Here is a 25474-nt window from a genome sequence, read left to right on the forward strand (position 1 = left end):
GTGAACGGACGCAGACAGGTCATTCTGGCCATTGACGAAGGAACGTCCGGAACCCGGGCCGCGCTTGTCGCGGCCGACGGTTCGGTCTCCGCCGTCAACTACACTACGCTTGCCGTATCTTCGCCGCGTCACAACGTAGTGGAGCAGGACGCTGATGTTCTTTTGCAAAAGACCATCGACGTCTGCGGCAAAACGATTGCCGCGGCTCGAGATACGGGCCTAGAAATTGCAGCAATAGCAATCGCCACGCAACGCGCAACCGGTGTTTTGTGGGATACCGAGTCCGGCCGGGCGCTGGTTCCAGCCATGGTCTGGCAGGATTCCCGCTATGCCGACGAGCTGAAGCCGCTTGGAGCTGTCTGGGATGCGAAACTCGTGGCGCTCGCAGGGCGCCCGGTTGGTGGACGAGCGATCTATCTATGGGCTGCGCGCCATATGCAAAAGACGCCCGCCGTGCGTGAGGCATGGAAGGCAAGAAGGCTTGCCTTCGGCACTGTCGACAGCTGGCTGCTTTGGAACCTGTCTGAAGAACGGAAAGCCGTCACAACACCGACCAACGCCACATCCGCCGGCGCCTATGTCCTCGGTGAGCATCGCTATTTCACCGACTGGATAGAGGCGCAGGGCTTTCCGGTGGAACTGTTGCCTGAACTGAAGCAGGACGCCGATGATTTCGGCTACACGAGAAAGGAAGTCCTGGGTATTCGCGTGCCGATCAAGGCGTCGTGCGGCGACCAGTTGGGCGGACTTGTCGGTCTTGGCTGCCACGATGCCGGTCTGGCCATGTGCGTGCACGGTACGGGCAGTTTCGTCGATCTTGTGATCGGAAAGCAGACGCCCAAAAATCCCGGTCTCTATGAGGCGACGTTCACCATGACGGCCTGGCGGAGCGACAATCTCTCGCATTTCGCGGTCGAGACCTATGCCGCCACGACCGGATCGGCGCTCAACTGGCTTTGCAATGAAATGCGCTGGTTCGAGAATGCCAAAGAGGTTAGCGAACTGGCTTCGACGGTTTCGTCTTCCGATGGTCTCTTCTTTATGCCGACGCTGACGGGATTGCGCCAGCCGAACATCGTGCCGGATGGCAGAGCATCGCTGACCGGGCTTTCTTTGGCCCACAGCCGGGCGCATCTCGCGCATGCCATTCTGGAGGGCATTGCACATTCGGTTGTTTCCTGTGCTGAGGCGAGCTCGGAGGTAGCAGGCGTTCCGGTTCGGGAAGTAGTGGCTGGCGGAGGGCTTTCCTCGAGTGATGCGCTGCTGCAGCTACAGGCTGATCTGAGCGGGGTTCCGGTGCGGCGCATGGCGGATCAGGATCGTGCCAGCCTACGTGGCACCGCGTTTCTGGCTGGCAGCGAGGGATTGCTCTGGAGCGACCTTGCGGAGGCTCGCGCCACGCTACCCGAAGGCAATCTTTTCATCCCCAAGGCCAGCGAAGCGGAAAGACAGGACCGTCGAGCCCGATGGCATTCCCTTACGGATGAGGAAGTCGCACGCGTTCAATCCGGTCACTACCGCTAGTTTTTTTAACGCGCATTTTTCCGAGGAACGATCACACTTTTCGGAATGCGCTCCAACAGGAGTTGAAATGCTGAATCTGCGCTCCCGGCGCGCGGACAAGGAACGCGCCCGGATGATCCGCACCGAACCACTAAGGTTGAACCGGTCGGAACAGGAAGACCGTCTTGCCGCTGAAACCTACGATATTCTGATCGTAGGCGGCGGCGTGACCGGTGCCTACTGTGCCTTCGATGCAAGTCTGCGCGGCTTTCGTGTCGCGCTGATCGAGAAAGATGATTTTGCATCAGGTACATCGTCAAAATCATCCAAGATGGTGCATGGCGGCTTGCGCTATATCGAACAGGGTAATCTTGGGCTCGTGCGCCATTCTCTGCTTGAACGCCAGCGCCTCAGGCGTAATGCAGGCCATCTGGTTCAGCGCTTGCCTTTTCTGTTCCCTATTCTTGAACGGGATGGCGTGTTCGATGCGCGCTTCGCCAAGGCGTTTGAAGGGTTACTCTGGACATATGACCTGGCTGGAGGCTGGCGCGAAGGCATTCTGCACCAGAAGCTGACCGCCGCCGAAGTGCTGGCGCATTGCCCGACTTTCAAGGACGAATATCTGCGCGGTGGGCTCATGTACTTCGATGCCCGCGTTGATGATGCACGCTTGACGCTGGCGCTTGCCCGCTCTGCCGGCTTCCATGGAGCTACGGTTCTCAACCACTCGAAGGTCGCCGAGATTACCCGCAGTTCGGGGCGGGTCGACGGTGCAATCGTTCACACCGTTGAGGGCAAGGAAATTAGGGTGCACGCCAAGACCGTCATCATGGCGACGGGGGTGTGGCTACGAGACTGGATGGGGCTTGGCAAGGACGGCGAAAAGCCGTTGCATGTGCGCCCAGCCAAAGGCGTTCACGTGGCGATCCCTTGGTTGAAGATTCGCAATGACTGCACTGTAACGGTGCCGGTGCCGGGTCGCAGCCGCCGTGCGACAATCACGCGCTGGGGCAATGTCTCCTATCTCGGAACGACCGACGAGGATTACCAGGGAGATCTTGACGACGTGCATTGCACGCGTCGCGAACTCGATTTCCTGATCGAAGGCGCCTGCAGCGCGCTCAATATTGACCTGACGCCGGAAGATGTCGTCGGCAGCATTGCCGGGTGCCGCCCGCTGGTGGCCGCTTCATCAGGTGGCAGCACCATGGACGTCAAACGCGACCATTCCGTGCATGTTGCGCCTGACGGCCTCGTCACGATCGTGGGCGGCAAGCTGACGACCTCTCGCCATATGGCCGAACAGACGGTGGACGCCGCCGCGAGAGTTCTCGGCGACCGCCGCCGCTGTACCACGAAGAAGGCATTTCTGTTGGGCGCTGCCGGCTATGACGCGCAAGCAATCGTGGCGTCTGGCGGTATGGAGGCGCATCTGGGCGAGCGTTACGGCACGGAAGCGCGCTTTGTGAGCGATCTGATCGCGGCGCGCCCGGAACTGGCCAAGCCGGTTGTGAATGGCTTGCCCTATACCGGCGGCGAAGTCGTCTGCTCGTGACTGACAGGGGGCTGCGCCGCCTTGGCCTCATCGATCCCGCGCTGGCATCGTTCGCGAAAGCCGGAATTGAGGTCGCTATTTTCGATGACATCGCTGTCGACCCACCAGAATGCAACGTCCAGGATCTCGCGGCCTTCATCACGGCGTGGGGCGCAACCGGCGTGATTGCTATCGGAGGGGGCTCGCCGATGGACGTGGCCAAGGTGGCGTCACTGGTCGCCAAGACCGGCCAGTCGCTCAACGAGGTATTCGGGGTAAACGTTGCGAAGGGACCGCGCATGCCGCTGGTTCTTGTGCCGACCACAGCCGGCACCGGTTCCGAAGTTACGCCGATCGCGATCATAACGACCAACGGAGCTGAAAAGAAGGGAGTTGTCTCCCCACTCCTGCTTCCGGACATTGCGATTCTCGACGCCGAACTGACACTTGGCCTGCCGCCGACGGTGACCGCGGCGACTGGCATCGACGCTATGGTACATGCCATCGAATCCTATGCGTCTGCTTCCCCCACGAACAATCCGATCTCCAGCGGCCTGTCCAAACAGGCACTGCAATTGCTTGGTGCCCACATTCGCGAAGCTGTATTCAATGGTCATAATACTGTGGCACGCGGCGCGATGCTTCTCGGTTCGCTGCTTGCAGGACAAGCCTTTGCTAACTCGCCGGTCGCTGCCGTGCATGCGCTAGCCTATCCAATCGGCGGGCATTTTCACGTACCTCACGGGCTCTCCAACGCATTGGTACTAACGCATGTGCTTCGTTTCAATCTTCCGCGGGCGGCAAATGCGTACGCTGAAATTGCGGCTTACGCTTTCCCTGATTTGGCGCAACTGCCCTTCGAAACGCGGGCGACTGCCTTCATCGATGCGCTCGATCAGCTTGGCAGAGAGCTGAACATTCCACGGACACTGCGGGAGGTGGGCATTCCAAGACATGCCTTACCTATGCTTGCGCGCGAGGCGATGAAGCAGACCCGTTTGCTCGTGAACAACCCTCGAGATGTTACCGAAGCTAACGCGCTAGCGATCTATGAGGCTGCTTTTTAGCAGTTACTTCGAAGCCTAGAAATTCGATTTTCTCGAGAAGCGAAGTGATCGAAAAAATGCGCAGTCGCAAAGCTCCTGACGCGAGCTTCCGAAGTTCTCCTTGATCGCCGCCCTGAGATTTTGGACCAGATGAATACGGTCAGCCACCTGGCGTGCTACAGGTTTTCGGCGTCAACGATATCGAGACGGCCGAGCTGATCGCGCGCAGGGTCGGCAAGACGGATGTCAATTACATCACCCGGCCATGGAGCGAAGGCAAGAACTCGTCGTCCGAACACATCTCGCCTAGTGACCTCATCAACGCGGATGAGATCATGCGCGTACCGGAAGGCAGGATGATCCTGCTGAGACAGGGGCAGCGGCCGGCCTGGGCCAAGAAGCTTCGATATTACGACGACCCGGAAATCACAGGCCCGTATGATCCGTCATGAATGACGGGACAGACCGGCGTCGCCAACTTTTGTTCCTTGTAGGTCCGAGATATCATCGGCCGTGACATCGCCGGAATGCTGTCCTCGAGAGGCCAGCAAAAAAGAACGCACCAGGCGCCGGCAGCCTCGCGGCCAGAGCCAGTTCGCGCGTGGCTTGACCGGTTAAGAGCCTCGTTTCGGAGGATCAGCATCGCGGCGGCCAACGGCCGGGATCCGGCAAGCCTAGGCCCGGCAAGTCACTCCGCTTGATCGTTGGGGCGTGGCCAACGATTTGAACAAGGGCTTGTCCGGCCCTCATTGCAATGGAGCGCGCGCAACGTTCGCGTGCTCTGAGGACTTGTCCGAAGATCGGTCCGCAGCCCAGCTGCGGGCCGCTTTTGATATGCATGATTTCGTCGCCATCCCTCACTCGGGGGATGGAGCGCTCCGCATCCGCAATGGCCTGCAACTGCAACTGCGACTGCGTGAATGTCTTCATGTCAGTCCTTTCTCGCTTCCAGTTTGAGAAGCTCACCTACCATTTTCGAAACACTCATGAGCGCGCGAACTCCAGCAAGGGTCCGATATCGTGGTTATCGGCCGCCCGAAGTGCAGCAACATAACGGGCTCGGGTCTTGCCCGCATCGACCAGATTTGCCCGGCCCCAGCTAAATGGCGGTCGTCCAAGCTGGCGCCCGAGCAGATCGCCCGCCAGGCGAGAAAATCGGCCGTTTCCGTTTGGGAAGGGATGGATTGCCACCAGCCTGTGGCTGAACCGGACAGCGATCTCGTCGGGTGGAAAGGTCTCGTGTTCGACCCAATAGCGCACGTCGTCAGCCACCTGCCTGACATCCATTGCAATGCGATAGGCATCGACGCCGATGTTTCTAGGTGTTGTCCGGTACTGGCCAGCCCAATGCCAAACGTCCCCAAACATGCGGCGGTGCAACTCACTGAGGAATTCCTGGTCGAGCAGGTCCCTTTTTCGCGACGTCGCCCATCGCAAGCCTTCGCCGATGTTAACTTGCTCGGCCTCGTTCAATTCGTGCCGCAAGGTGATGTAGGAGGGAATGAGCTGCTCCCGTTCCTCAACGGTTAGCGGCGTATTTGCTTCATCGTCGTCCTGGAAAAGAGGGTCCTCCTCCACAGAGTCAATCCTCTTCCCACAGGCGTCGCCCAGCGTCTGCAAGCAAAGCGTCGATAAGCCGGCGACGTTCGTCCTCCAGGTCCGACTTGATCAACGCCTGGTTTTCCAGACGCATCGTATGATCGAGTCGCGTCATCTCCTCACCGACCTTTTCGGCCGCGCGCTCGCGAAGGATATCGTCAAGCGGCTTGATCGGCACGAAAGCGTAGACAAAGGTGCAATTCATTGCCGCGGCCGCTTCCCGTAGCGTCCTGATCGTTGTCGCTCCCGAAACTTCAGCCTTCTCGATCGCCGGTATGCGGGACGGAGCGGCACCCATGCGCATGGCGAGCTGGCGCGTAGTCATGCCGAGGGCCTCGCGGATGGCCTTCATCCAACCACGTGGCGGCGAAATGAGCTCTAGGTCTCGCACCGGCGCCAGACGTCGTTCCAACTGTTTTCGAGCGAGGGCCGCTTGTTTTTTGTTCATCTATTTATGTCCATTTTCGAACAAAATAGCATATAAAAATGAGCAAAGATATCCGTATTGAGCATTTAAAAGTATTCAGCTTGAATTAGAGCGATCACAAATATATGCGCAATAGCTCAGCAGCTAGGTCCTGATAGCCGCGAGTTTCCAGCGATGGACAATCGGCCGAGCTGTCGTTGGAGAAGCACCGCCGCCAGAGAGGCGAACGATGAGACCCTTGCGCCGAGCCGCTGAAACCGGCATGTCGCGAATTGAGGAGAGGCAGCATGGTACAATTCTAGGACTGGTGCGATTACAACGACACGCCTGTCGGAAATCACTACATCCGGGTCATGAGAGGTCGCGGAGCCGATGAGCAGGTCACCAGTTCAGGTGCGTTCAAAGCCAAGCACGAAATCGACAACCTTCGACGATGACATTTCGCAGGGCCTCAGGATGGTGCGCGCGTCAGAGAGCACATAGAGGTTGAAACTGACGACATCCGCTCCGCCCAGCTCTTCGCCATACCGCCACACTCGCCTCCAATCGGCCGAGCGCCTGACGGTTGCACTCCATCGGCGGCCCTGGAAAATTCCGTGCACGTAGCCCTCGGGAAGCTCCGCAAGCGCCTTCTCGAACTTAACCAGAAACGCAGACGACAGCTCGGACGCCGACTGCGTCATGGCGCCAGGCACTCGTCACAAATGCCACAACCGTCGGCGTCCATCTACGATGCCGAGGGCCACAGGTCAATTCACCAAGCCGATATCTCCACCCTCAGGGGCGCAGTCCAGATTGTCGATCGTTATCGACGATATTGGTCAGGTCAGCCGATATCGAGTTGTCCAGCCGAAAGTGCTGCCAACAGCCTTGTCAATGCCCGCATGAACAAGCGACACTTCATGGGTCGGATTTGATCGTATGAAGATCGATCCATGCCCTTAGCGAGATGGGTCGGCTAGAAAAGAACGTCGCGAACCAAGTCCGAGGCCGAAGGAATCTTCCTCGCGCCCTCAAAAAAAACGGTCGGGCAAAGGCTCGCCACTTCTGTTTGTTCGAACTGCTCCCTCAGCCTCCAAAGACGATCAGCAAGTCCTTGGCATCGATCTGGTCGCCGGCGCGCACCAGAACTTCGGCAATCGTGCCGTCCTTCTCCGCATGCAAGGCCGTTTCCATCTTCATCGCTTCGATCGACAGCAGCACGTCGCCCGCCTTGACCGCCTGGCCCGCGTGCACCGCGACCGTCGAGATCACGCCCGGCATCGGCGCGCCGAGCTGCGTAGCGTTGCCGGCCTCCGCCTTGCGGCGTATGGGACGCTGTCCGGGTGATGGTACGGCTGTTGCAGCAGGCCGATGGACTGGGTAGCACCATCCCATGGCACGATCATTGCCGCGCGGCGAAGAAGCGGGCTCGAGCGATCGAATATACCCGCGGCCGCCCGAAACGGGTGAACCACTACCGCGAACTGCTCAAGATCACGCGCACGACCTTGAGTTATCTGCAGCAGGCGAGTGAACAGTTGCCCCTGACGGCGGGCCCGGCCGGCGAACTGTGGCAGACCCAAATCCGCCACGATAAGCCACTGATCGAGCGGATCATCGCCCAGACCGAACGGCGGGTCCTGGCCGGCGAGCCGGTACCGGCTGGCGAGAAGCTGGTGAGCCTGTTCGAGCCGCATGCCGACATCATCGTCAAAGGCAGCCGCGACGTCGACTACGGCCACAAACTCAATCTGACCACCGGCAGAAGCGGACTGGTCCTCGACCTCATCGTCGAAACCGGCAACCCGGCCGACAGCGAGCGCTTGCTGCCGATGCTGGAACGCCACATCGCCTTTTATGGCCAGGCGCCGCGTCAGGCGGCGGCCGACGGCGGCTATGCCAGCCGCGATAATTTGAGCGGAGCCAAAGCCCGTGGCATCCGCGACATGGCCTTTCACAAGAAGTGCGGCCTCAAGATCGAAGACATGGTCAAGAGCCGTTGGGTCTATCGCAAGCTCAGAAACTTCCGCGCCGGCATCGAGGCCGGCATCTCATGTCTGAAGCGCGCTTATGGCTTGGGGCGCTGCACCTGGCGCGGGCTCGACCACTTTAAGGCTTATGTCTGGTCCTCGGTGGTCGCTTACAATCTCGCCCTCCTTGCCCGCCTCAGGCCGACTTTACGCTCCTGATCCGGCAGCGTTCAGAGCAAGCCCGGCGAGCGTCGGCCGATGCCCCATGACCCCATTGCCGCCAGATCGCTCTTCGGGCCATAACCTGCGCGGCGTTCTGCCATCACGCGTCCTAAGAAACGATGGCAGCCGGCAAACAACCTTTCAAAACCGCAGAAAACGGGCGTTTATGGACGGGCACTAGCTAGTCGCTCATGGCCATAACGTGCTCGACCGATCTTGCTGTTTTGGTCTAGATCGCCGAAAGGTCCTAACGACCGCAGGGCAGCCGGGCACGTGCCAGCCAGGTGTTGTTCATCGCGCCTCCGGGGATTGACAGCGACTGCATAGGTAATGTTATTACGTCATCATCGGAACCGTAACGTAAATCGGCGGCGACCAAGTCGGCGTCGGAAGGACTGAAATTTCGCTCGGATGCGCCCTCCCCCTCCCACCCTTCGACGGAAGCAGTCGATGAGGTCAGCAAGCTTTCAGCGAAGGTCACGACCCTTCGCGCCGAACGTCGCCCTTCGGGAAGACAATGCGACGCTGCGGCTGGAAAACACCCTGCTAAGGTCGACAACCAGCTTTTGCACGACGAGATCGTGCCGCTGAAGAACCGACCGCCCCGACCGCCGTTTCGACCGTCAATCCCTTGCTACGTCCTTCGATAACTTAAACTTAAGGAAAAATCGCTTGATCAGACGGATACTTTGACTTCCAAACGATTACTCTGTTTGCAAAGGAAGCAGAGCTCGCTATGCACGGGCGCGGTCAGCCCCGCGAAAATGATTGCCCCGTCGTAGGGCATCACAATGGCGCTGCCGTCGGCACGCTTTCCGATGATCGCGCCTTCAGTGACCGGTTCGCCAGCCGTAAACTGCTTTACCAGATGATCCTCTTCATGATCGGCGAGAACGGCATCGCAAATTTCCAGCACATACGGTGTTGCGGTTTCCGGCCCCTGATCAGCAATCAGCCCGAGAGATGCCATGCCATTGACGATGCAATCATAACCGACCTGCGGCCCCTTCGGATCCAGATGCTGGCCGCATTCAACGGTAACGCCGTAGCCACCGGCAAAGCGCATGTATTCCGTGGTGCCGATACCATGCAGCGATGAAAGGCCTTCGGCTACACCTGCATCGCGTTTCTGTTTCAGTGCTTTTTCGTGTGCAGGCAGCCAGCCATGCACGACCAGTGGAAGGGCAAGTGCCCGGGCCAGTTTTGCTTCTGCTACTTCATGGGCGAAGGGTTCAAGCGAGCCTTGATTATCCTTCGGCCCGATCAAGGCGAAAGCTTCCCCTTGCGAGCTGAATGAATGCAGATCGATCAGCACATCATGGGCACGCAGCAACGGGCACAGGATATTGGCCACCCGATCTTCGTTGTCCTGCGGGATGGCGCTCTCCGAAAGATCGCGATTGAAATTGCGGTCTCCCATGCGTTCATTTTTACGAAAAGCGAGCCCGTTTACCACCGGCACGAATGTAACCTGACCGCGCTCGAGCTCTCTTTGGCCGATGCGGAATTCATTGATCAAACGGTTGATCGCATAGGGACCGGCAGGCTCATTGCCATGAACAGAACCCGTGACGATCAGACGAGGACCGGGCTCCATGCCGTGGAAAGTGACACTCTCAATGGATTTGGGGGGGGCAATAACAAGAGGAGCAAGCGATGTGGCCGGATCATCAATCGAAGTAATATCAACGACCATGCCGGGACGAACGCGCCGTGCGAGTTCCATCAGATGATCATGTGCGACCACCACACAACCGGCCGTGCCGCTATAATCCGGCCGTGCCGTGTGGATAAAAATTGCAGACCCCCCGCGGGCTTCGCGCAACGCGTCATTCCAGCCGACAGGAATGATCAGATCAAACAATCTCTCGCCGCGTCGTGAAGCCTGTGTTTCGTCCGTTTCAAACACCAGCTGATTATAGAAGGGACTGTCGGCATCTTCTACCCAGCGATAATTTTCAGGCTTGGGCAAGAACGGGAAATCGAAACTGCGTGGTTCGTCACCGAAAACGGTTGGATCATAAAAACCATAACGCAGGGGGTGGCGCCCCCGCGGGGTTTTACCATCGCCTTCGCGTTTCATTTGCGGATCCACCAGTCCGTTGCGGCCGATGGCGCATTTTACGGTCCAGTCATCAATGGCTAGAAAACCGATATGCGGGTTTTGCGGATCCTGTCCTGTGCGCACGACAATTGTGGGCTGCTCGAGGGTTCCGACCATAAACGGGTTTTGATGCATGGATTTATTTAGCCTGCTCTAACAAATGACAACGGGCGCGGTGGAACCGATCACCGGGCGAAATGGTAAATGGGGGGATATCGCCCACGCGGCACTTATCAAATGCGGAGGGACAACGCGGATTGAAAGCACAGCCCGGCGGGGGATTGAGCGGCGACGGTGCTTCACCCTGCATCCGGCACTGGCGCGCTGTGGGCGCCAACGGATCAGGAATGGAAGCGATCAAAGCCTGCGTATAGGGATGCAGCGGATGGGTGAAAATATCACTCCATGCCCCCTCTTCGACGATGCGTCCCAGGTACATTACGGCAATACGATCGCTCATATGTTCGACGACACCAAGATCGTGCGAAATCATCAAAAGCGCGATACCGAGTTCGTCCTTCAATTCCAGCAGCAAGTTGATGATCTGCGCGCGGATCGACACATCCAGGGCCGAAACAGGCTCGTCGCAGACAAGCAGCTTCGGTTTAACAATCAACGCCCGCGCGATACAAATACGCTGTCTCTGGCCACCGGAAAATTCGTGCGGTCTGCGATCTGCCGCTTCAGGTTTCATGCCGACCTTGGCCAACATGTCGATCACACGCGCTTCCACCTCGGCGCTGTCTTTCACGCCATGGAGGCGCAAAGGTGCGGCAAGGGCCTCTCGCACAGAACGCCGCGGATTGAGTGAGGCAAAGGGATCCTGGAATACCATCTGCACATTACGCGCCTGGGCGAGCGGGTCGCTTTTAACTGCTGTCGGCACATCCTGCCCCGCCACATGCACGGAACCGGACGTGATGGGGACAAGCCCCATGATGGCGCCGGCAAGCGTGGATTTGCCACAGCCGCTCTCACCAACCAGGCCGAGGCATTCGCCTGCCTTGATAGAGAGATCAATTCCATTCACAGCCTTCAGTGTCTTTTTCCGGAAGCCTTCGCGAACAGAATAATGGATTCGCAGATCGCGAATGGTGAGCACTTCGGCAGTGTTGCCGTTGTTGTCGCGAGCTGTCGGTGTCAAGACGATGATCTGTTCAGTCATGATGGAAACACCTAATCGAACCCAGCTCTTCAAGGGGGGCCGCAGGCGGCATCATCGCCCGACATTCATCGGTGACACGCGGACAGCGCGAAGCAAAGCCGCACCCGATATCCCGTTCCGTCAGGCCAGGAACGACCCCCTTGATCTCGACCAATCGGGACCGCCCCTCCTGCAGCCGACGGCCAAGGCGCGGCAACGAACCGACGAGCCCATGCGTATAAGGGTGGCGCGGATCGGTGAAAATCTCACTGGCGCGACGCTGTTCCACGATGTGGCCGGCATACATGACCGCCACCCGATGGCACATGCGTGCGACCAGCCCCAGATCATGCGAAATCATCAGGACCGCCGTTCCCCGGGCTGTGCACAGATCGAGTATGAGTTCGACAATCTCGGCCTGAATAGTCACGTCCAGTGCAGTTGTCGGCTCATCAGCAATCAGCAAGGCCGGATCGCAGGCCAGCGCAATCGCAATCATCACACGCTGGCGCATGCCACCGGAAAGCTGGTGCGGATAGTCCTTGATACGCCGTTCCGGGCTTGGAACCTGCACCTGTTCCAGCGCCTCAATGGCTTTTAGCCGGGCCTGGCGAACGCTCATGCCTTTATGCAGCACGAACATTTCGCCGATCTGGTCGCCGATAGTCATCAGAGGATTAAGCGACGTCATCGGCTCTTGAAAAATCATGGCCACGCGGTCGCCGCGCAGACGTCGCAGGTCCCTGTTGGACAAGCGATTGATATCCTGCCCCTCCAGGAGTACCCGTCCCTGCGTGACGTGCAATGGCTCGCGCAGCAAACCCGCAATCGTCAAGGCACACAGGCTCTTGCCGCAACCCGATTCTCCGACAAGCCCGAACACTTCACCGGCTCGAATAGAAAAATCGATTTGGTTCACAGCGGGAAAGTCCTGTCCCTTGGCACGCAGTGCTATCGAAAGATTTTCGACTTGTAGAATGGAACTGTCAGTCATCACCGTTTGGCCCTCCCGTGCGGATCGAGCAGGTCGCGCAAGCCGTCACCCAGCATGTTGAAGCCGAGAACGGTGATGAAGAGGGCGAGACCCGGGAAGATCGCGACCCACGGCGCGACCATGAGCTGCTCACGGGCACGCGCGAGCATGCCTCCCCAACTCGGTGCGGGCGGAACAACACCCAAACCCAGAAACGACAGGGATGCTTCGGCCATGATGGCCGATCCGATGCCCATGGTCGCCACCACAATGAGTGGGCCGCCGATGTTCGGCAGGATTTCGCGCAGCATGATGTAGAATTTGCCGAAGCCGAGGGTGCGGGCTGCCTGTACGTAGTTCTGTGATTTTTGGGTCAGAACCTGCGCCCGCGAAATGCGACAGCTATAGGCCCAATCCGTCAAACCAAGGGCAATCAGCAGGCTGGGCAGACCGGGGCCAAGAACCGCCATGAGAGCCAAGGCAAACACAATGGTTGGAATGGATAGCATCAAATTTGTCAGGCCCTGGACAAACTCGTCCCACCAGCCGCCGACATAGCCCGCGGAAAGACCCAGCAGAACGCCTATGCAGGTATTCATCGTCTGGACCGCAAGACCGATCATGATCGAAATACGCGCACCATAGGCAATGCGCGAGAAAATATCCCTGCCCTGCTCATCGGTGCCAAACCAGAACTGTGCGCTTGGTGCCTCGTCGGCATAGAGAAGTTTGGAGTCGGAAACCGGATCGTAGTGGGCAATCCATGGCGCAAACAGTGCAACCAGAATAATGGTCACGAAGATTGTGAGCCCGATGACAAGATTGGAGCGAAACATCAGTGCTGCCTGTCCTGTTCAAAATGTTCGTTTGCTTGCAAGAAACGCTTTTCCATAGGCGTTCAGCGATATCGAATGCGCGGGTCGATCACGAGATAGGCGATATCGACAAGCGTGTTGATGATCAGGAAGAAGAGCACGATCATGAGAATGCAGCCTTGAACCGTCGGTATGTCGCGCATCGAAACAGATTGCGTCAAAAGCGAACCGATACCCGGCCAGGCAAACAGGTTCTCAATGACGACCGACCCACCCAGCATCGAGCCGAATTGCAGGCCGATTGTTGTCAGCACCAGTACAAAGGCATTGCGTGCCATATGCTTGGTAACGATGCGGAATTCCGAATTTCCTTTTGACCTGGCGGTACGGACGAAATCAGCATTCATGGTCTCCAGCACAGCCGCCCGGGTCGTGCGCGCCAAAAGGGCCATAGGGGCGATTCCCAGGGTCAAAGCAGGCAGCACCAGGTTTCTGAAATTGCCGCTGCCATAGCCAAAAGTAGGCAGCCAGCCAAGCTTCAGCGATATGAAATACATGGCCAGCAAACCGAACCAGAAACTGGGCAGCGAGAGGCCGGACACAGCTGTGATCATCGCGGTTGTATCGAGCCAAGTGCCCTGCCGCACAGCTGCCAGGAAGCCCAGCGGCAGACCGACGATCATGGCAAAGGCAATTGCTGCAACAGCAAGTTTGAACGAAGCGACGATACGACTGGAAAGCATAGCGGTGACAGAACGCTGTGTGGAAAAGGAGGTGCCGAGATCACCCGTTGCGAGCCCGCCAATGTATTTTCCGAACCGCTCCAACAACGGATCTTTCAGGCCTAGTTCTTTTTCGATCCGTTCGGCAACGCTAGGGTCAATGTCGCGTTTGTCACTGGAAAGCGAAGACACAAATGTGCCGGGCATAACGCTGAATAGGAAGAAGATCAGCGTTATTGCAGCAAAAACCGTGACCAGAGATTGCAGCAGTCGCCTGCCAATCACCATCAACATAAGAGTATCCATAAATCGCGTTGGCTCGAAAGCTGACAAAAGCGGCCCGTGTTGCGGCTGCTCGGGAAATCTGCCCCGTCGGGAATGTTGAGCGCGGGATTTTCCAGCTTGTTTGAACGATATTCCGGCAGTTCGACACAGGGCCTAACTGCCGGACCGACCCAGTTAACGGCCAGGCGCGTTATCGTCGAGCCAAAGCGAATCCACTTCAATAATCGCAGCTTCGGTCACATTGGCATCAACTCCGTGAATCCACGGCTGGGTCGCGACGACTGCTTTATTGTAGTTGTTGAACCAGACAGGCGCCTTCTCAAAAATATAGGCATCCGCCTTCTTCAAAAGTTCGATTCGCTTGGCCGGATCGGATTCAGCCGAGGCTGCATCCAGAACTGCGTCATAAGCGGGATCCTTGAAGGCACTGCGGTTGCAACCTGAACGGCTTACGCGGCTGTCAAAGCAGCGCAAGGCGGTGAGTGGATCAGGTCCAGTGCCCGCGGAACGAAACCACGCCATGGCCGATCCCTGATTCATTTCATCAACCAGCGTGTTGGAATCCACTACCTTGGCCTTGGCAGTGATGCCGACCTCCTTGAGAAACGGCATCATGGCTTCCAAAACACCAAGGCTCGCCGTCCCCTCCGTTACTGATATTGTAACTTCAAAGCCATCAGGATAACCGGCTGCTGCCAGCAGTTCCTTTGCTTTCGCAGGATCATACGGATATGGCGCGCGATCCTTGTCAAAGGCCGGGGATGTTGCCGGTAGCCAGCCCGTTGCTTTATAGGCTTTGTCTTTGAGAAGTTTGCGGATGATGATGTCGCGGTCTACAGCGTAGTTGATCGCCTGACGTACGCGCGCATCGTCAAATGGCTTCTTTTCCGTGTTGAAGCCCATATGGCGCGTAAATACTTCGGAAATTTCAAGCAGACCCTTGGAAAGATCCGGATCAGCCTTGTAGAGCACATAGGCGTTCTCAGACAGAACCGTAGCATCCAGTTCGCCAGCGCGAAATGCCATATCCAGGGCGCTATTGTCGCCGGATATGGTAAAATCCACAGCATCAGCATAGGGCTTGCCCTGCTTATAATACTTGTCGAATTTCTTGCCGGAAATTTTTGAACCTTCGACATGATCTTCAAAGGCAAATGGTCCGAGCCCAACCGGATGGGTCAGGAAATTTCCGCTCTCGACTTCTTCTTTCGGCAGAATAGCTGTGATCGCTTCGAAGAATTGCGTACCGGGATCAACAAGGTCCTTGAATGTCAGCGAGAAAGTGCGGTCATCAAGCTTTTTCACACCGCTGATTTCTTTAGCTTCGCCCTTGGAATACTCCTGCGCCCCGACGAGCGTGCCGACCTGTACCGCACCTGGATAACCCTTATCCGGGTCCATGACGCGCGTGTAGGACCAGACCACATCATCTGTCGTCAGCTTGCGTCCATTGTGGAAATAGATGTTGTCAAAAAGCTTGTACGTGAACGTTTTGCCGTCTTCACTGGTTTGAACCAGTTCGGCCAGGTCAAGAGCTGGCGCATTCTTGGCAGAATCCCACGTATAAAGGGAACGATGAAACGCCTTGGAGACGACCATGTCCTGCGAGGTGTACGTCGCATGCGGGTCGAGACTTTTGAGGGCCGCGCCATAGGGTGCTGCCAGGTGCAGCGTACCGCCAGGCGTGGGTTCAGCTGCCCAGGCCATGCTTGTAGGAACAGCCCCTGACAGGGCGGCGGCAAGGAATGCAGCTTTCACAATCGAGCGATAGTTCATGTTTTCCCCTTTTCGTTGATCGGCTTCTGATCGCCGGCTTATGCTTGGAAGGCATGTCGATAGAAGAGCTGAGCGAAATTGGGCAGGAAGCTCTTATCGGTCGCTGACCATTCCCCGTCGCACATCACACAGAGAACAAAGCTTTTGCCGTCCGGCGTTTCCCCATAAACCAGATCATGCCTGGTCCACGATGTGTGCCCGGCTTTCGACCAGGTCATTACGTCCCGTGGCAAGCCTTCGACCAGAAAACCCAGGACCTGGTCGCCGGCTGGATCAGCATCATTCGAATGACGTTGGAACTCACGGTTCATCAGACCCATCATCCAGTCGGAACGTGCACGCGCACCACGGGCGATATCGTGCATCAAAGCGGCTGCGGATAAGGGCGTGAGAAGATTTCCGTTTTTGCCATTGCGAATTTGCTTGGCGCGGCCGTAGGGGCTGTCCTCATAAGTGCCATGCAACACATTTATGCCCGCAAATTCCGAACGGTTCTGTGACTGAAACCATTGCTGAACACGGTGGCGGGCCGCACACCATTCCTCCAGCGCTTCGCCTTGCAAGGGCGCGCCATCATCGGCGCCAGTCAATCTCCCCACGAGATAGACCGTCGCCTCATTGGAGGAAATGGCCATCATTTGCTCGGCGGCGCGGTCGTCTTCCTCATGTTCGGCCAAGTGCCCCTGTTCTCGGAAAGAAGCCAAGGCATCCAGAAAGAACAGCTTCACGACACTTGCCGGATAAACCGGCTTCGTTGCCTGATGTCCGAACCATGGTAGATTCAGGAATTCGCCGGGATCGGCCATACGCAGGGGCGCATCATAAAGACAGGCAGCAATCCCAACGCGGCTCTCGTCAAGCGCGCCATTTGTCATGGATAAGGCTTGTGCAAGCGCGTGCGCTGCCGGATGTGCCTGTGACACTAGGATCTTGACGTTCATTTTTGTTCCCTTGTTTTGCGCAAGTTAGCCAAGGAAATTTGCTCTTTGATATAGAAATGTCGTTTGAACTTCATGCAAATGCGATATGAAGTGCCGTAGAAACTCCTCAACCTTGGAAGTTGAAGGCGGGATTGAGCAACAATCATATCAATTTGCGTCAGGTGGAGATTTTTCGCGCCACTATGAAATTCGGCACCGTCACAGCGGCGGCCGCCGCCCTTGGTTCTTCGCAACCAACCATTACGCGCGAGTTGTCGAGACTGGAGAAGCACATAGGCTTCCCCCTGTTCGAGCGACGTCTGCAGAGATTGGTGCCCACAGCCAAAGCACTCAAGCTTTTCGAGGAAGTGCAGGCGTCATTCATCGGCCTGGACCGTATCAACGGATTTATCGTTCGCTTGCGTGATGCATCGGAAGAAGTGCTGACAGTCGCTTCTCTGCCCGCTTTTGCACAAACCATCCTACCCGAGGCGATTGCGCGCCTGAATGCCGCCCAACCAGGACTGACATTGCAGATCAGCACTGTTGATCCCCGTAACCAGTCAAGCGTTTCCGGCTATAATTTTGATATTGGTCTGATCGAGGACATCTATACACAAAGAGATGCCGAATCGCGCGTCCTATGGGTATTCAAGCTTGTTGCCATCATGCCGTCGGATCATCCTCTGGCACAACGTGACCATCTTGAGCCTCACGATTTCGAGGATATCAACTTTATCAGCTTGGGTTCGCAAGACCCTTATCGCCTGAGTGTGGAACGCGTTTTCGATATGGCCGAGACAAAAAGGCGAATGTTTTTGTCATCTCAATCCGCCAATAGCGTGTGTGAACTGGTGCTAAAGGGACTGGGTGTTTCAATTATAAATCCACTCACCGCTTTAAGTTATGAGAAACACGGCCTGGTTTTGAAGCGCTTTTTGCCTGCGCAGGATTTTGTCCTGTCCGTGTTGCGTCCGATCAATCGCCCTGTCATTGCCAGTTCAGATGCGTTGTTGTCGCATTTATCCCGGATATGTGCGGAAGCGCATCAGACATTGGTCCAAAAGAACCTTGAATAGATGGAGGGTGTTGCCGCCGTGCACGCGACTATTGTCGATCATTTCCTTCTCCGGCGACCCCACCTCGAAAACCCTCGCATTTCAACGCGATCCTTTGATCTTGGAGTTCGCTGCGACGACGATATCAACGCCACCCGGTTGTATGGAGGTGATTAGCTAGGGCTCGCATTGTTCTCGCGTTTACTCCAGGCACTGGGAAAAGAGACCATATAGGCACAAACCGGCCGCCCCTTACCAGCTGATGCGGGACGCTGAGAAAGGGTATCGCCGCCACCGTGCCGACGTATGCGCCTCAGTCAAGACTCTTCACGCCGCAAATATCCAACACCCCGAATGACGGCGTCTGTAAGAGCTAACTCATATTTCTGCTTTCGGCCCTTAGCGGTCGTGATCGCTTGCCGCGAATCACGCAGCTCGTTAGGTAATAACTGCAGGCTCGACCCAAGCCTCCCCCCTCCTTTCGGGAAAGCATCGCACATGTAGGGTTGAGGCTAAATCATCGGGCCATCTGTTCGAGCATCGCATTAGGAGGGGTTGCGTTTCGGCTCGCAATGGAGGTCTTTGATGAAGCTTTCTGCACCGATATTTCAACTTAAACGTCGGGCCAAGTTGATGGCACGCAGTAACAACGTTCCCCTGAACGAAGCATTAGACCAGATTGCGCGAGAAGAGGGGTTTGCAAGGTGGAGCCTGCTGTCGTCTCGGATGTCTTCCGGGACGCTTTCCGGAACGATACTGTCGCGCCTGGATAACGGCGACCTGCTGCTACTCGCGGGTCGTCCTGGGCATGGCAAGACCACGCTCGGTCTTCAGCTTCTGATTGACGCAGCCCGAGATGATCGCAGGGCGTCGTTGTTCACATTAGAATTCACAGAGCAACAGGCCAGGAAGCACCTCAGAACACTAGAAGGGGATGGTGGCAGTGTTGCCGATGGAGTGCAGGTTGTTACCGCTGATGAAATCAGTGCGGACTACATCATCCAGTACATGTCGGGATCGGAGCCGGGAACAGTTGCTGTAATCGACTATCTTCAGTTACTCGATCAGCAGCGGAGCAAGCCTGTTCTTTCCGAACAGGTACAGACCCTCGGAGATTTCGCGCGACGATCCGGTGTTGTTCTGGCGTTCATTTCGCAGATCGACAGGTCGTTTGACACCGAAAGCAAACGCCTTCCCGACATTCGCGATATTCGTCTTCCAAACTTTGTCGATCTCGGCCTTTTCAACAAGGCATGCTTCCTTCACAACGGCGAAGCGCAGCTACAAGACGTCGCCTGATTGCTTGCCGTGACCTTATCTGGTCGCGGCAAGTCTCCTCTAAAGTCCGCTCCTGACGCGATTCGGCCGAGGCGGTCGTCGCTGTTCGGCCCAGAGCGGCATCGAACTCGCTAGCGGGTAGTCGACGTTCACTCAAGCGACCGCCGTCGTCTTCGGTTGAACTGTCTTCCGCAAACTCTCAAGCTGCGCGGCGTACGAACGTAAGGCATTTATAGGGAACAGGGCCATCAACTTGCTCTGATTCGGAAATCGCAAATTTATCGTCAGGTATGAGGGGAAAATGGCGGTCGCCGCCGAATGGCGCTTTGAGCACAGTCAGATGAATACGATCCGCAAGCGGAAGAAAAAGCTCGTAAACCTGTTGGCCTCCCCCGATGGTGATCTCCGAACCCGGCAAGGCTGAGGCAAGCGAAAGAGCCTCCTCGACGGACACAGCAGAATGTACGTTGGGTGTATCATCTGCAGCCGTGCGGGAGAGCACGATGCAATGCCTTCCTGGAAGCGGCCGGGGAAGCGACGCATAGGTCATACGCCCCATGATCAAAGCCTTGCCCATTGTCAGTTCCTTGAAGCGCTTTTGTTCTCCGGGAATATGCCACGGAATCTCGTTGCCGCGCCCAATTGCACGGGCGGCATCCATTGCTGCGACAAGAACGATTGGCTTCATGGCTGTCCCTTCCTACGTCCCGTGCCCGTTGGGTCAAGACCGTTTTAGATTCCGTACTTGGCTGCAACGGTCATGACGGCTATTGGCGCGAAACTGCCGGGCATCGTTGTTCCGCTGACCCATCATGAGGTCGTCATGCCACATCCCATTCACGAAAGCAGTTTCCCGCTCTCGTCCTTCGACCACGAAACCGCATTTCTCACCCGTTGGCGAGGCCTCGTCGGTTCCTTTGACCGCCCTTCGCTAAAATCCGCCCTGCGACTGGCCGTTCGCGCCAGTGCACGGCCGCGGCAACGCAAGAGCAAAAAGGCGGTCACGGGCGATATCCTGGCGAAGCTTCTGCTCGCGTGTGCCGGCGAGCGTCTGGTCGATCTACGCGATCGTGCACTGCTTCTGGCCGCGTTCGCCTCCGGCGGACGGCGCCGATCAGAAGTGGCGGCGATGCGCGTTGAGGATCTCAACGATGAGGACCCGGTCCGGACAGATCCAAACGACGAGAAATCCCCTCCCCTCCCCTGCCTGTCGATCCGGCTCGGCCGCACGAAGACGACGACGAGTGACGACGACGAACATGTGCTGCTGATCGGCCGGCCAGTGGTTGCGCTGAAACGTTGGCTGGAGGAAGCCAATATCGAAGAGGGGCCGGTGTTCCGACGCATTGACCAATGGGGGAATATCGACCAGCGGGCGCTGACGCCGCAGTCGGTCAACCTGATCCTGAAGGGCCGCTGCAAACATGCCGGGCTCGACCCGACATTGTTTTCGGCGCATGGGTTGCGGTCAGGCTATCTGACCGAGGCAGCAAATCGGGGCATCCCGCTCCCTGAAGCCATGCAGCAGTCGCTGCACAAGTCGGTGACGCAGGCCGCTCGCTATTACAATGACGTGGAACGCAAACAGGGGCGCGCCGCCCGGCTGATCACCTGAAAGCGCCGGTCATACCGGCGGAGGCGTGTGGTCCTGGACGTCCGGTATAGCGCGACGATCAGGATGAGACGAATCTCACCTTGATTGCCGCCGCGCAACGTCCGGCTAATTCCGGGTCTTGGTTGCTTACCTTTGCTGTAAGCACAGTAGAGCCGACGTATCATGGCTGCAAGAACAAGCCGCAGTCGTAAAGGGCTCGTGCTTATTGCGCCGATGCGCCTAATCCCAGGACAGCTGATCCTTCGGAAGCCGACCACTTGGGTCATGTACTTGCACTTTATGAGGCAGGCTGGGGCCCCAGTTCCAAAGCACCAGGTTTCGATCTCCCTCTTCGGAGCCAGGCGCAAAACTGGGTACTATGATGCCTGCCGTACCCCTCGCCTTCAGTCGATCGTATATCGACCAGGATGGGGGCCTCCTTCCTTCGGAAAGCGCGGTGGCCCAACTGCAGGCCATTTCCTCCACCGAAACACTATTCGCGGCCCGACCAACGTCAGAAGTAAGGTCCGCGATGTCATCACAGTCGACATCGTAGGAACAAAGTACGCAGGGGTCGATACGATGAGCAAATCCTTGATTGGCTTCCTTAATCGCCGTCATGACACTGAGGCCGAGATAGAGAGCCCGCACGCCTTTTGGGTTGAACCGCGCGCCCCTTATAGCCGCGCCATCTCCTGAAACCGGTTTGAAAGCCCAGCGTGGATCGTGCGCACGGTAACAATTGCCCACAAACCTCAAGCGAAGCCCCCTAGGGCCATATGATCGAGGTAATCTCGCACCGCCGCGGCCTTGCCGTCTTTTACGAGAGCCTCGGGCGTACGCCCGCCAAAAGCTGGTAGAGGTTGAGCCCGGTACCAAGCCATTGCTTGCTCCTTACCACCGGCCCAATCTGAGACGCGACTGATAATCTCCAGCATTTCCCGAAGGCGACTCTGCGTTTTCGCGCCCAGGCTACGCTCGCTTCTATACAGCGTTTCGCGGGCTAGGCCCGCCGTCTCGGCCAACTGGCTCTTAGACATGCCGAAGCCGGTTGCGACCCGTTCCACAGCGATCTTTCCCGAGCGATCCATATAGGACAGGACCAGGGGACCGCTTTGCTCTAGAGATTTCAGAACCTGAGGCATGATCATTCCGCCATATCGAGTAACTCATTTATTGTGCAAAATATATGACTCTATTGGCGACAACGCAAGCGACTACGACAGATTCGCCGGGGTAGCGAGAAGCTTCAGGTTGCTGCCCTCCAAAGAGCCGTTCGCTAGGCGCTTCGAGCAATCACCGGGTTCGCCCGCAATAGAGCCATCAGCACCGGTCCGAGCGAAAACTCCCCTCGCCGCGCCTTGTCCGTCAGATTGCGAAGATAACCGCCGGCCGAGTTGATGTGCCCTGCCCTCTCGAGAATGCAGGCCATCGTCGCGGCCGCAAGAGCGGCTGCGGCGCCTCGCAAATGCCGGAAATCGCGAAGTGCTTCTCGAGGAACTGGCGGCGAGCCGTAAACGCTGGGCGAAGCTCCCGGTGCTGGATAAGCGCTCTGCCGATGAGATTTTGGGGTATGACGAAAACGGCCTTCCCAACTGATGGTCGACACATCAGCAATTGTTGCGATCGCGTTCAACGAACCGGACGCAGAAACCTACGAGCAAAAAGTAGTCGACGCTCCGCGGCGTTTCATTTCAGCTGCGACAATTCTTGAACTGTCCATCGTGATCGAGGCTCGCCTCGGCGAGGCGGGCGCTGCCGAGCTCGATCTATGGCCCTACAAAGCGAGTGTCGAAGTCGTCGCTGTCGACGCGGAACAGATTGCTATTGCAAGACGTGCCTGGCGCAACTTTGGCAAGGGCCGGCACCCGGCGAGCCTGAATTTTGGGGACTGTTTTTCCTATGCGCTGGCCAAGTCGCGCAACGAGCCATTGCTCTTCAATGGTGACGATTTCTCGCGCACAGACATAGAGGCAGCATGACAAACGACGAGCGGGGTCGTCGCACACAAACGGTGAGCGGAGCCCCTAGCCCGGGGTCGATCGCGCCGACCGTTCAAAAATCGAGGGCGGCGTTGTCGACCACTTCCTTCATCACGAAGAACGTCCTTGTCTGGCGGACGCCCGGCAGCGCGATCAGCTGCGTCCCGTGGATCCGATTGAAATCGGCCATGTCACCCACGCGAATTTTCAAGAAGTAGTCGAAGTCGCCGGCAACGAGATGACAGTCGAGGATGAACTTCAGCTTCTCGACCGCCTTTTCAAATTCGCGAAAACTCTCCGGCGTCGAGCGATCGAGCACCACGCCGACCATGACCAGCGCGCCGCGATCGACCTTCTGCGGCGCCACAAGCGCACGCACATTGCTGATGTAACCTTCCTCGAACAGCCTCTGCGTCCGGCGGTGGCATGTCGCAGCACTGACATCGACCATTTGCGCCAGCTCCGCATTGGTCAGCCGGCCGTTCTTCTGCAGCAGGCGCAGCATCTTGAGGTCGATACGATCGAGTTCACCTTGCATGGAAGAATCTTCCTTGTTTGTCGTGATATGCGGATGCAATCTGTGATCTTATGCAATTTGCCGGGGCAAATGCAAAATCTTTGCATGATATTAGAGAGCACCTTCCACGTGATGGGTGGTAGCGTTTCCTGACTTTCAAAACAGAAGGAAGGGAACAACATGCTGGAAAAATTCGAACGTTACCCGCTCACCTTCGGGCCGACGCAAATCGAGAAACTCGACCGGCTCTCGGGCCATCTGGGCGGTCAGGTCGAGATCTACGCCAAGAGAGACGACTGCAATTCCGGCCTCGCCTTCGGCGGCAACAAGCTGCGCAAGCTGGAATATATCATTCCGGATGCGCTCAGCTCCGGAGCCGATACGCTGGTGTCGATCGGAGGCGTTCAATCGAACCACACGCGCATGATCGCCGCCGTTGCCGCCAAGATCGGGTTCAAATGCCGGTTGGTGCAGGAGAGCTGGGTGCCGCACGAGGACGCCGTCTACGACCGCGTCGGCAACATCATGCTCAGCCGTATCATGGGCGCCGAGGTCCAGATGGTCGATGAAGGTTTCGACATCGGCATCCGCCAAAGCTGGGAGGCTGCGATCGAGGACGTGAAAGCGCGTGGCGGCAAACCCTACGCCATCCCCGCCGGCGCCTCCGTGCACAAGTTCGGTGGGCTGGGCTATGTCGGCTTTGCCGAGGAGGTGCGTGCGCAGGAGGAAGAGCTTGGCTTCAAGTTCGACTACATCGTCGTCTGCACCGTCACCGGCTCGACCCATGCCGGCATGCTGGTGGGCTTTGCCAAGGACGGCCGCCAGCGGCAGGTCATCGGCATCGACGCCTCGTTCACCCCGGCGCAGACAAAAGCACAGGTTCTCGACATTGCCCGCAGGACCGCCGAGTTGGTCGAGCTCGGCACCGATCTCACCGAAGAGGACGTGGTGCTGCTCGAGGATTATGCCTATCCGGTCTACGGCGTGCCCTCCGACGAGACTAAGGCGGCGATCCGGCTTTGCGCCCGCCTCGAGGGCATGATCACCGACCCCGTCTATGAAGGCAAATCGATGCAGGGCATGATCGATCTCGTTCGCAAGGGCTATTTTCCCGAGGGATCAAAGGTTCTTTATGCCCACCTCGGCGGCGCCCCAGCGCTCAACGGCTACGGCTACACCTTCCGCAACGGCTGATATCTCCGCCGGCCGCCGGGTATCTCGACCCACCGCTTCGAGCGCTACGGCCGGGCAGGACTGTCCGGCCGTGGACAAGAGGACATCAATTCAGGCGAGAGCGCGATCGACCGCCGCAAGCGCATGGAGTTCGGTGGTGTCGAAAACCGGAACGGGGCTGTCGGCTTGGGAGATCAACAGCATGATCTCGGTGCAGCCCATGATGATCGCCTGGGCGCCGCGTTCCACCAGTCGCTGAATGACCTGACGGTAGGCGTCGCGCGACGCGTCCTCGACACGGCCGACAACGAGCTCCTTGTAGATAATGTCGTGGACGGTTTTCCGGTCCTCTTCGCCGGGCACCAGAACGTCCTGCCCATGCCGTTCGATCAGCCGCCCCTTGTAGAAATCCTGCTCCATGGTGAAGGCCGTGCCGAGCAATCCGACGCGGCTGAGGCCGAGCGCCTTGATCTTCTCCGCCGTCGGGTCGGCAATATGCAAGAGCGGAATGGAGACGGCTGCGGATATGGCATCGGCCATCCGGTGCATGGTGTTGGTGCAGATCACCAGGAAATCCGCGCCGCCGGCTTCAAGGCGGCGGGCCGCATCGGTCATTTCGCCCGTCAGGGCCGACCAGTCGCCAATATGCTGCAACCGCTCGATCTCCCCGAAATCCATCGACCACATCAGGCTCTTGGCCGAGTGCACGCCGCCCAGGCGCGCCCGGACTTCCTGATTGACGATACGATAGTATTGGGCAGAGCTTTCCCAACTCATGCCGCCGATAAGTCCCATGACCTTCAATGCACTTGTCCTTCCCGATTGCGAGCAAACCTCAAGCTCGGCGATC

General features: G+C 57.7%; 23 protein-coding genes and 5 pseudogenes. 11 read left to right on the forward strand and 17 right to left on the reverse strand.

The genetic code is table 11. The features are described 5' to 3' along the window. From J3R84_RS19625 to J3R84_RS19640, 4 genes and pseudogenes are all read left to right on the forward strand, one after another. On the forward strand, positions 1–1524 hold the full coding sequence (locus J3R84_RS19625; protein WP_025429763.1) for an FGGY family carbohydrate kinase: 1524 nt from the start codon (positions 1–3) through the stop codon (positions 1522–1524). A gap of 67 nt (positions 1525–1591) precedes the next feature. Next, positions 1592–3058: a glycerol-3-phosphate dehydrogenase/oxidase gene (locus J3R84_RS19630; RefSeq protein ID WP_225906439.1), complete on the forward strand. Its 1467-nt coding sequence runs from the start codon at positions 1592–1594 to the stop codon at positions 3056–3058. Continuing rightward, positions 3049–4104, forward strand: a pseudogene (locus tag J3R84_RS19635) (iron-containing alcohol dehydrogenase); the annotation flags it as partial. The gene J3R84_RS19630 and the pseudogene J3R84_RS19635, both read left to right, overlap by 10 nt. A gap of 152 nt (positions 4105–4256) precedes the next feature. Then, a complete protein-coding gene (locus J3R84_RS19640) occupies positions 4257–4535 on the forward strand; it encodes a type IV secretory system conjugative DNA transfer family protein (RefSeq protein ID WP_025429757.1) in 279 nt (92 codons plus the stop codon). A 532-nt stretch (positions 4536–5067) separates the two neighbouring features. Here J3R84_RS19640 and J3R84_RS19645 read toward each other — a convergent pair. The 4 genes and pseudogenes from J3R84_RS19645 to J3R84_RS19660 all read right to left on the reverse strand — a co-directional run. Beyond that, complete coding sequence (locus tag J3R84_RS19645; protein WP_239637587.1) at positions 5068–5703, reverse strand: mobile mystery protein B; 636 nt, start codon at positions 5701–5703, stop codon at positions 5068–5070. Further along, complete coding sequence (locus tag J3R84_RS19650) at positions 5666–6130, reverse strand: mobile mystery protein A (protein ID WP_025429754.1); 465 nt, start codon at positions 6128–6130, stop codon at positions 5666–5668. Before J3R84_RS19650 ends, J3R84_RS19645 begins: the two co-directional genes overlap by 38 nt. A gap of 368 nt (positions 6131–6498) precedes the next feature. Beyond that, positions 6499–6792: a hypothetical protein gene (locus tag J3R84_RS19655; protein WP_200951689.1), complete on the reverse strand. Its 294-nt coding sequence runs from the start codon at positions 6790–6792 to the stop codon at positions 6499–6501. Positions 6793–7177: 385 nt separating this feature from the next. After that, a pseudogene (locus J3R84_RS19660) lies at positions 7178–7420 on the reverse strand (biotin/lipoyl-containing protein); the annotation flags it as partial. Between J3R84_RS19660 and J3R84_RS19665 the strand changes: the two are divergent. Further along, positions 7417–8280, forward strand: a pseudogene (locus J3R84_RS19665) (ISNCY family transposase); the annotation flags it as partial. The pseudogenes J3R84_RS19660 and J3R84_RS19665 sit on opposite strands and share 4 nt — an antisense overlap. A 679-nt stretch (positions 8281–8959) precedes the next feature. On the opposite strand, the gene J3R84_RS19670 reads toward J3R84_RS19665, so the two are convergent. The 7 genes from J3R84_RS19670 to J3R84_RS19700 form a co-directional block, all read right to left on the reverse strand. Next, positions 8960–10522, reverse strand: coding sequence for a L,D-transpeptidase family protein (locus tag J3R84_RS19670; protein WP_057217839.1), 1563 nt, complete (start codon positions 10520–10522; stop codon positions 8960–8962). 4 nt (positions 10523–10526) lie between these two features. Then, entirely contained in the window at positions 10527–11552 is a 1026-nt protein-coding gene (locus J3R84_RS19675) for an ABC transporter ATP-binding protein (RefSeq protein ID WP_113568262.1), read from the reverse strand. Beyond that, a complete protein-coding gene (locus tag J3R84_RS19680; protein WP_025429749.1) occupies positions 11545–12525 on the reverse strand; it encodes an ABC transporter ATP-binding protein in 981 nt (326 codons plus the stop codon). Before J3R84_RS19680 ends, J3R84_RS19675 begins: the two co-directional genes overlap by 8 nt. Continuing rightward, positions 12525–13343 (reverse strand): ABC transporter permease, encoded by an 819-nt coding sequence (locus J3R84_RS19685; protein WP_203528710.1) that lies wholly within the window; start codon positions 13341–13343, stop codon positions 12525–12527. The genes J3R84_RS19680 and J3R84_RS19685 overlap by 1 nt, the downstream gene beginning before the upstream one ends. Positions 13344–13402: 59 nt before the next feature. Next, positions 13403–14335, reverse strand: coding sequence for an ABC transporter permease (locus J3R84_RS19690; protein ID WP_113568264.1), 933 nt, complete (start codon positions 14333–14335; stop codon positions 13403–13405). 165 nt (positions 14336–14500) lie between these two features. After that, positions 14501–16102, reverse strand: a complete 1602-nt coding sequence (locus J3R84_RS19695) for an ABC transporter substrate-binding protein (RefSeq protein ID WP_203528700.1) — start codon at positions 16100–16102, stop codon at positions 14501–14503. A gap of 38 nt (positions 16103–16140) precedes the next feature. Next, entirely contained in the window at positions 16141–17043 is a 903-nt protein-coding gene (locus tag J3R84_RS19700) for a serine hydrolase (protein WP_113568268.1), read from the reverse strand. Positions 17044–17174: 131 nt separating this feature from the next. On the opposite strand from J3R84_RS19700, the gene J3R84_RS19705 reads away from it, so the two are divergent. Then, positions 17175–18101: a LysR family transcriptional regulator gene (locus J3R84_RS19705; RefSeq protein ID WP_025429744.1), complete on the forward strand. Its 927-nt coding sequence runs from the start codon at positions 17175–17177 to the stop codon at positions 18099–18101. A 564-nt stretch (positions 18102–18665) separates the two neighbouring features. After that, the gene (locus J3R84_RS19710; protein WP_203528698.1) at positions 18666–19379 is read left to right on the forward strand and encodes a DNA helicase; all 714 of its coding nucleotides are present in this window, start codon (positions 18666–18668) and stop codon (positions 19377–19379) included. 178 nt (positions 19380–19557) lie between these two features. Here J3R84_RS19710 and J3R84_RS19715 read toward each other — a convergent pair whose 3' ends face one another. After that, a complete protein-coding gene (locus J3R84_RS19715) occupies positions 19558–20046 on the reverse strand; it encodes a dihydrofolate reductase (protein ID WP_057217847.1) in 489 nt (162 codons plus the stop codon). 192 nt (positions 20047–20238) lie between these two features. Here J3R84_RS19715 and J3R84_RS19725 point away from each other — a divergent pair. Next, positions 20239–20973 (forward strand): annotated as a pseudogene (locus J3R84_RS19725) (site-specific integrase); the annotation flags it as partial. 219 nt (positions 20974–21192) lie between these two features. Here J3R84_RS19725 and J3R84_RS19730 read toward each other — a convergent pair. The 3 genes and pseudogenes from J3R84_RS19730 to repC all read right to left on the reverse strand — a co-directional run. Beyond that, positions 21193–21711 carry an RES family NAD+ phosphorylase gene (locus tag J3R84_RS19730; protein ID WP_082555684.1) on the reverse strand — a complete coding sequence of 173 codons (519 nt, stop codon included), beginning with the start codon at positions 21709–21711 and terminating at the stop codon, positions 21193–21195. Beyond that, on the reverse strand, positions 21708–22097 hold the full coding sequence (locus tag J3R84_RS19735; protein ID WP_025429740.1) for an antitoxin Xre/MbcA/ParS toxin-binding domain-containing protein: 390 nt from the start codon (positions 22095–22097) through the stop codon (positions 21708–21710). Before J3R84_RS19735 ends, J3R84_RS19730 begins: the two co-directional genes overlap by 4 nt. A gap of 134 nt (positions 22098–22231) precedes the next feature. After that, positions 22232–22396, reverse strand: a pseudogene (repC, locus tag J3R84_RS19740) (replication initiation protein RepC); the annotation flags it as partial. A 41-nt stretch (positions 22397–22437) separates the two neighbouring features. On the opposite strand from repC, the gene J3R84_RS19745 reads away from it, so the two are divergent. Together J3R84_RS19745 and J3R84_RS19750 are read left to right on the forward strand one after the other, a co-directional pair. Next, a complete protein-coding gene (locus J3R84_RS19745; protein WP_272502211.1) occupies positions 22438–22551 on the forward strand; it encodes a type II toxin-antitoxin system VapB family antitoxin in 114 nt (37 codons plus the stop codon). Continuing rightward, positions 22548–22934, forward strand: coding sequence for a type II toxin-antitoxin system VapC family toxin (locus J3R84_RS19750; RefSeq protein ID WP_203528708.1), 387 nt, complete (start codon positions 22548–22550; stop codon positions 22932–22934). Before J3R84_RS19745 ends, J3R84_RS19750 begins: the two co-directional genes overlap by 4 nt. Positions 22935–23007: 73 nt before the next feature. Here J3R84_RS19750 and J3R84_RS19755 read toward each other — a convergent pair whose 3' ends face one another. Next, a complete protein-coding gene (locus tag J3R84_RS19755; protein WP_025429738.1) occupies positions 23008–23472 on the reverse strand; it encodes an Lrp/AsnC family transcriptional regulator in 465 nt (154 codons plus the stop codon). A gap of 159 nt (positions 23473–23631) precedes the next feature. Between J3R84_RS19755 and J3R84_RS19760 the strand changes: the two genes are divergently transcribed. Then, a complete protein-coding gene (locus J3R84_RS19760; protein ID WP_113567066.1) occupies positions 23632–24645 on the forward strand; it encodes a 1-aminocyclopropane-1-carboxylate deaminase in 1014 nt (337 codons plus the stop codon). Between the two features lie 90 nt (positions 24646–24735). Here J3R84_RS19760 and J3R84_RS19765 read toward each other — a convergent pair whose 3' ends face one another. Next, positions 24736–25419 carry an aspartate/glutamate racemase family protein gene (locus tag J3R84_RS19765; RefSeq protein ID WP_225968552.1) on the reverse strand — a complete coding sequence of 228 codons (684 nt, stop codon included), beginning with the start codon at positions 25417–25419 and terminating at the stop codon, positions 24736–24738. Positions 25420–25474 lie beyond the last annotated feature (55 nt).

This window comes from Ensifer canadensis (genome assembly GCF_017488845.2).
Classification (GTDB): domain Bacteria; phylum Pseudomonadota; class Alphaproteobacteria; order Rhizobiales; family Rhizobiaceae; genus Ensifer; species Ensifer canadensis.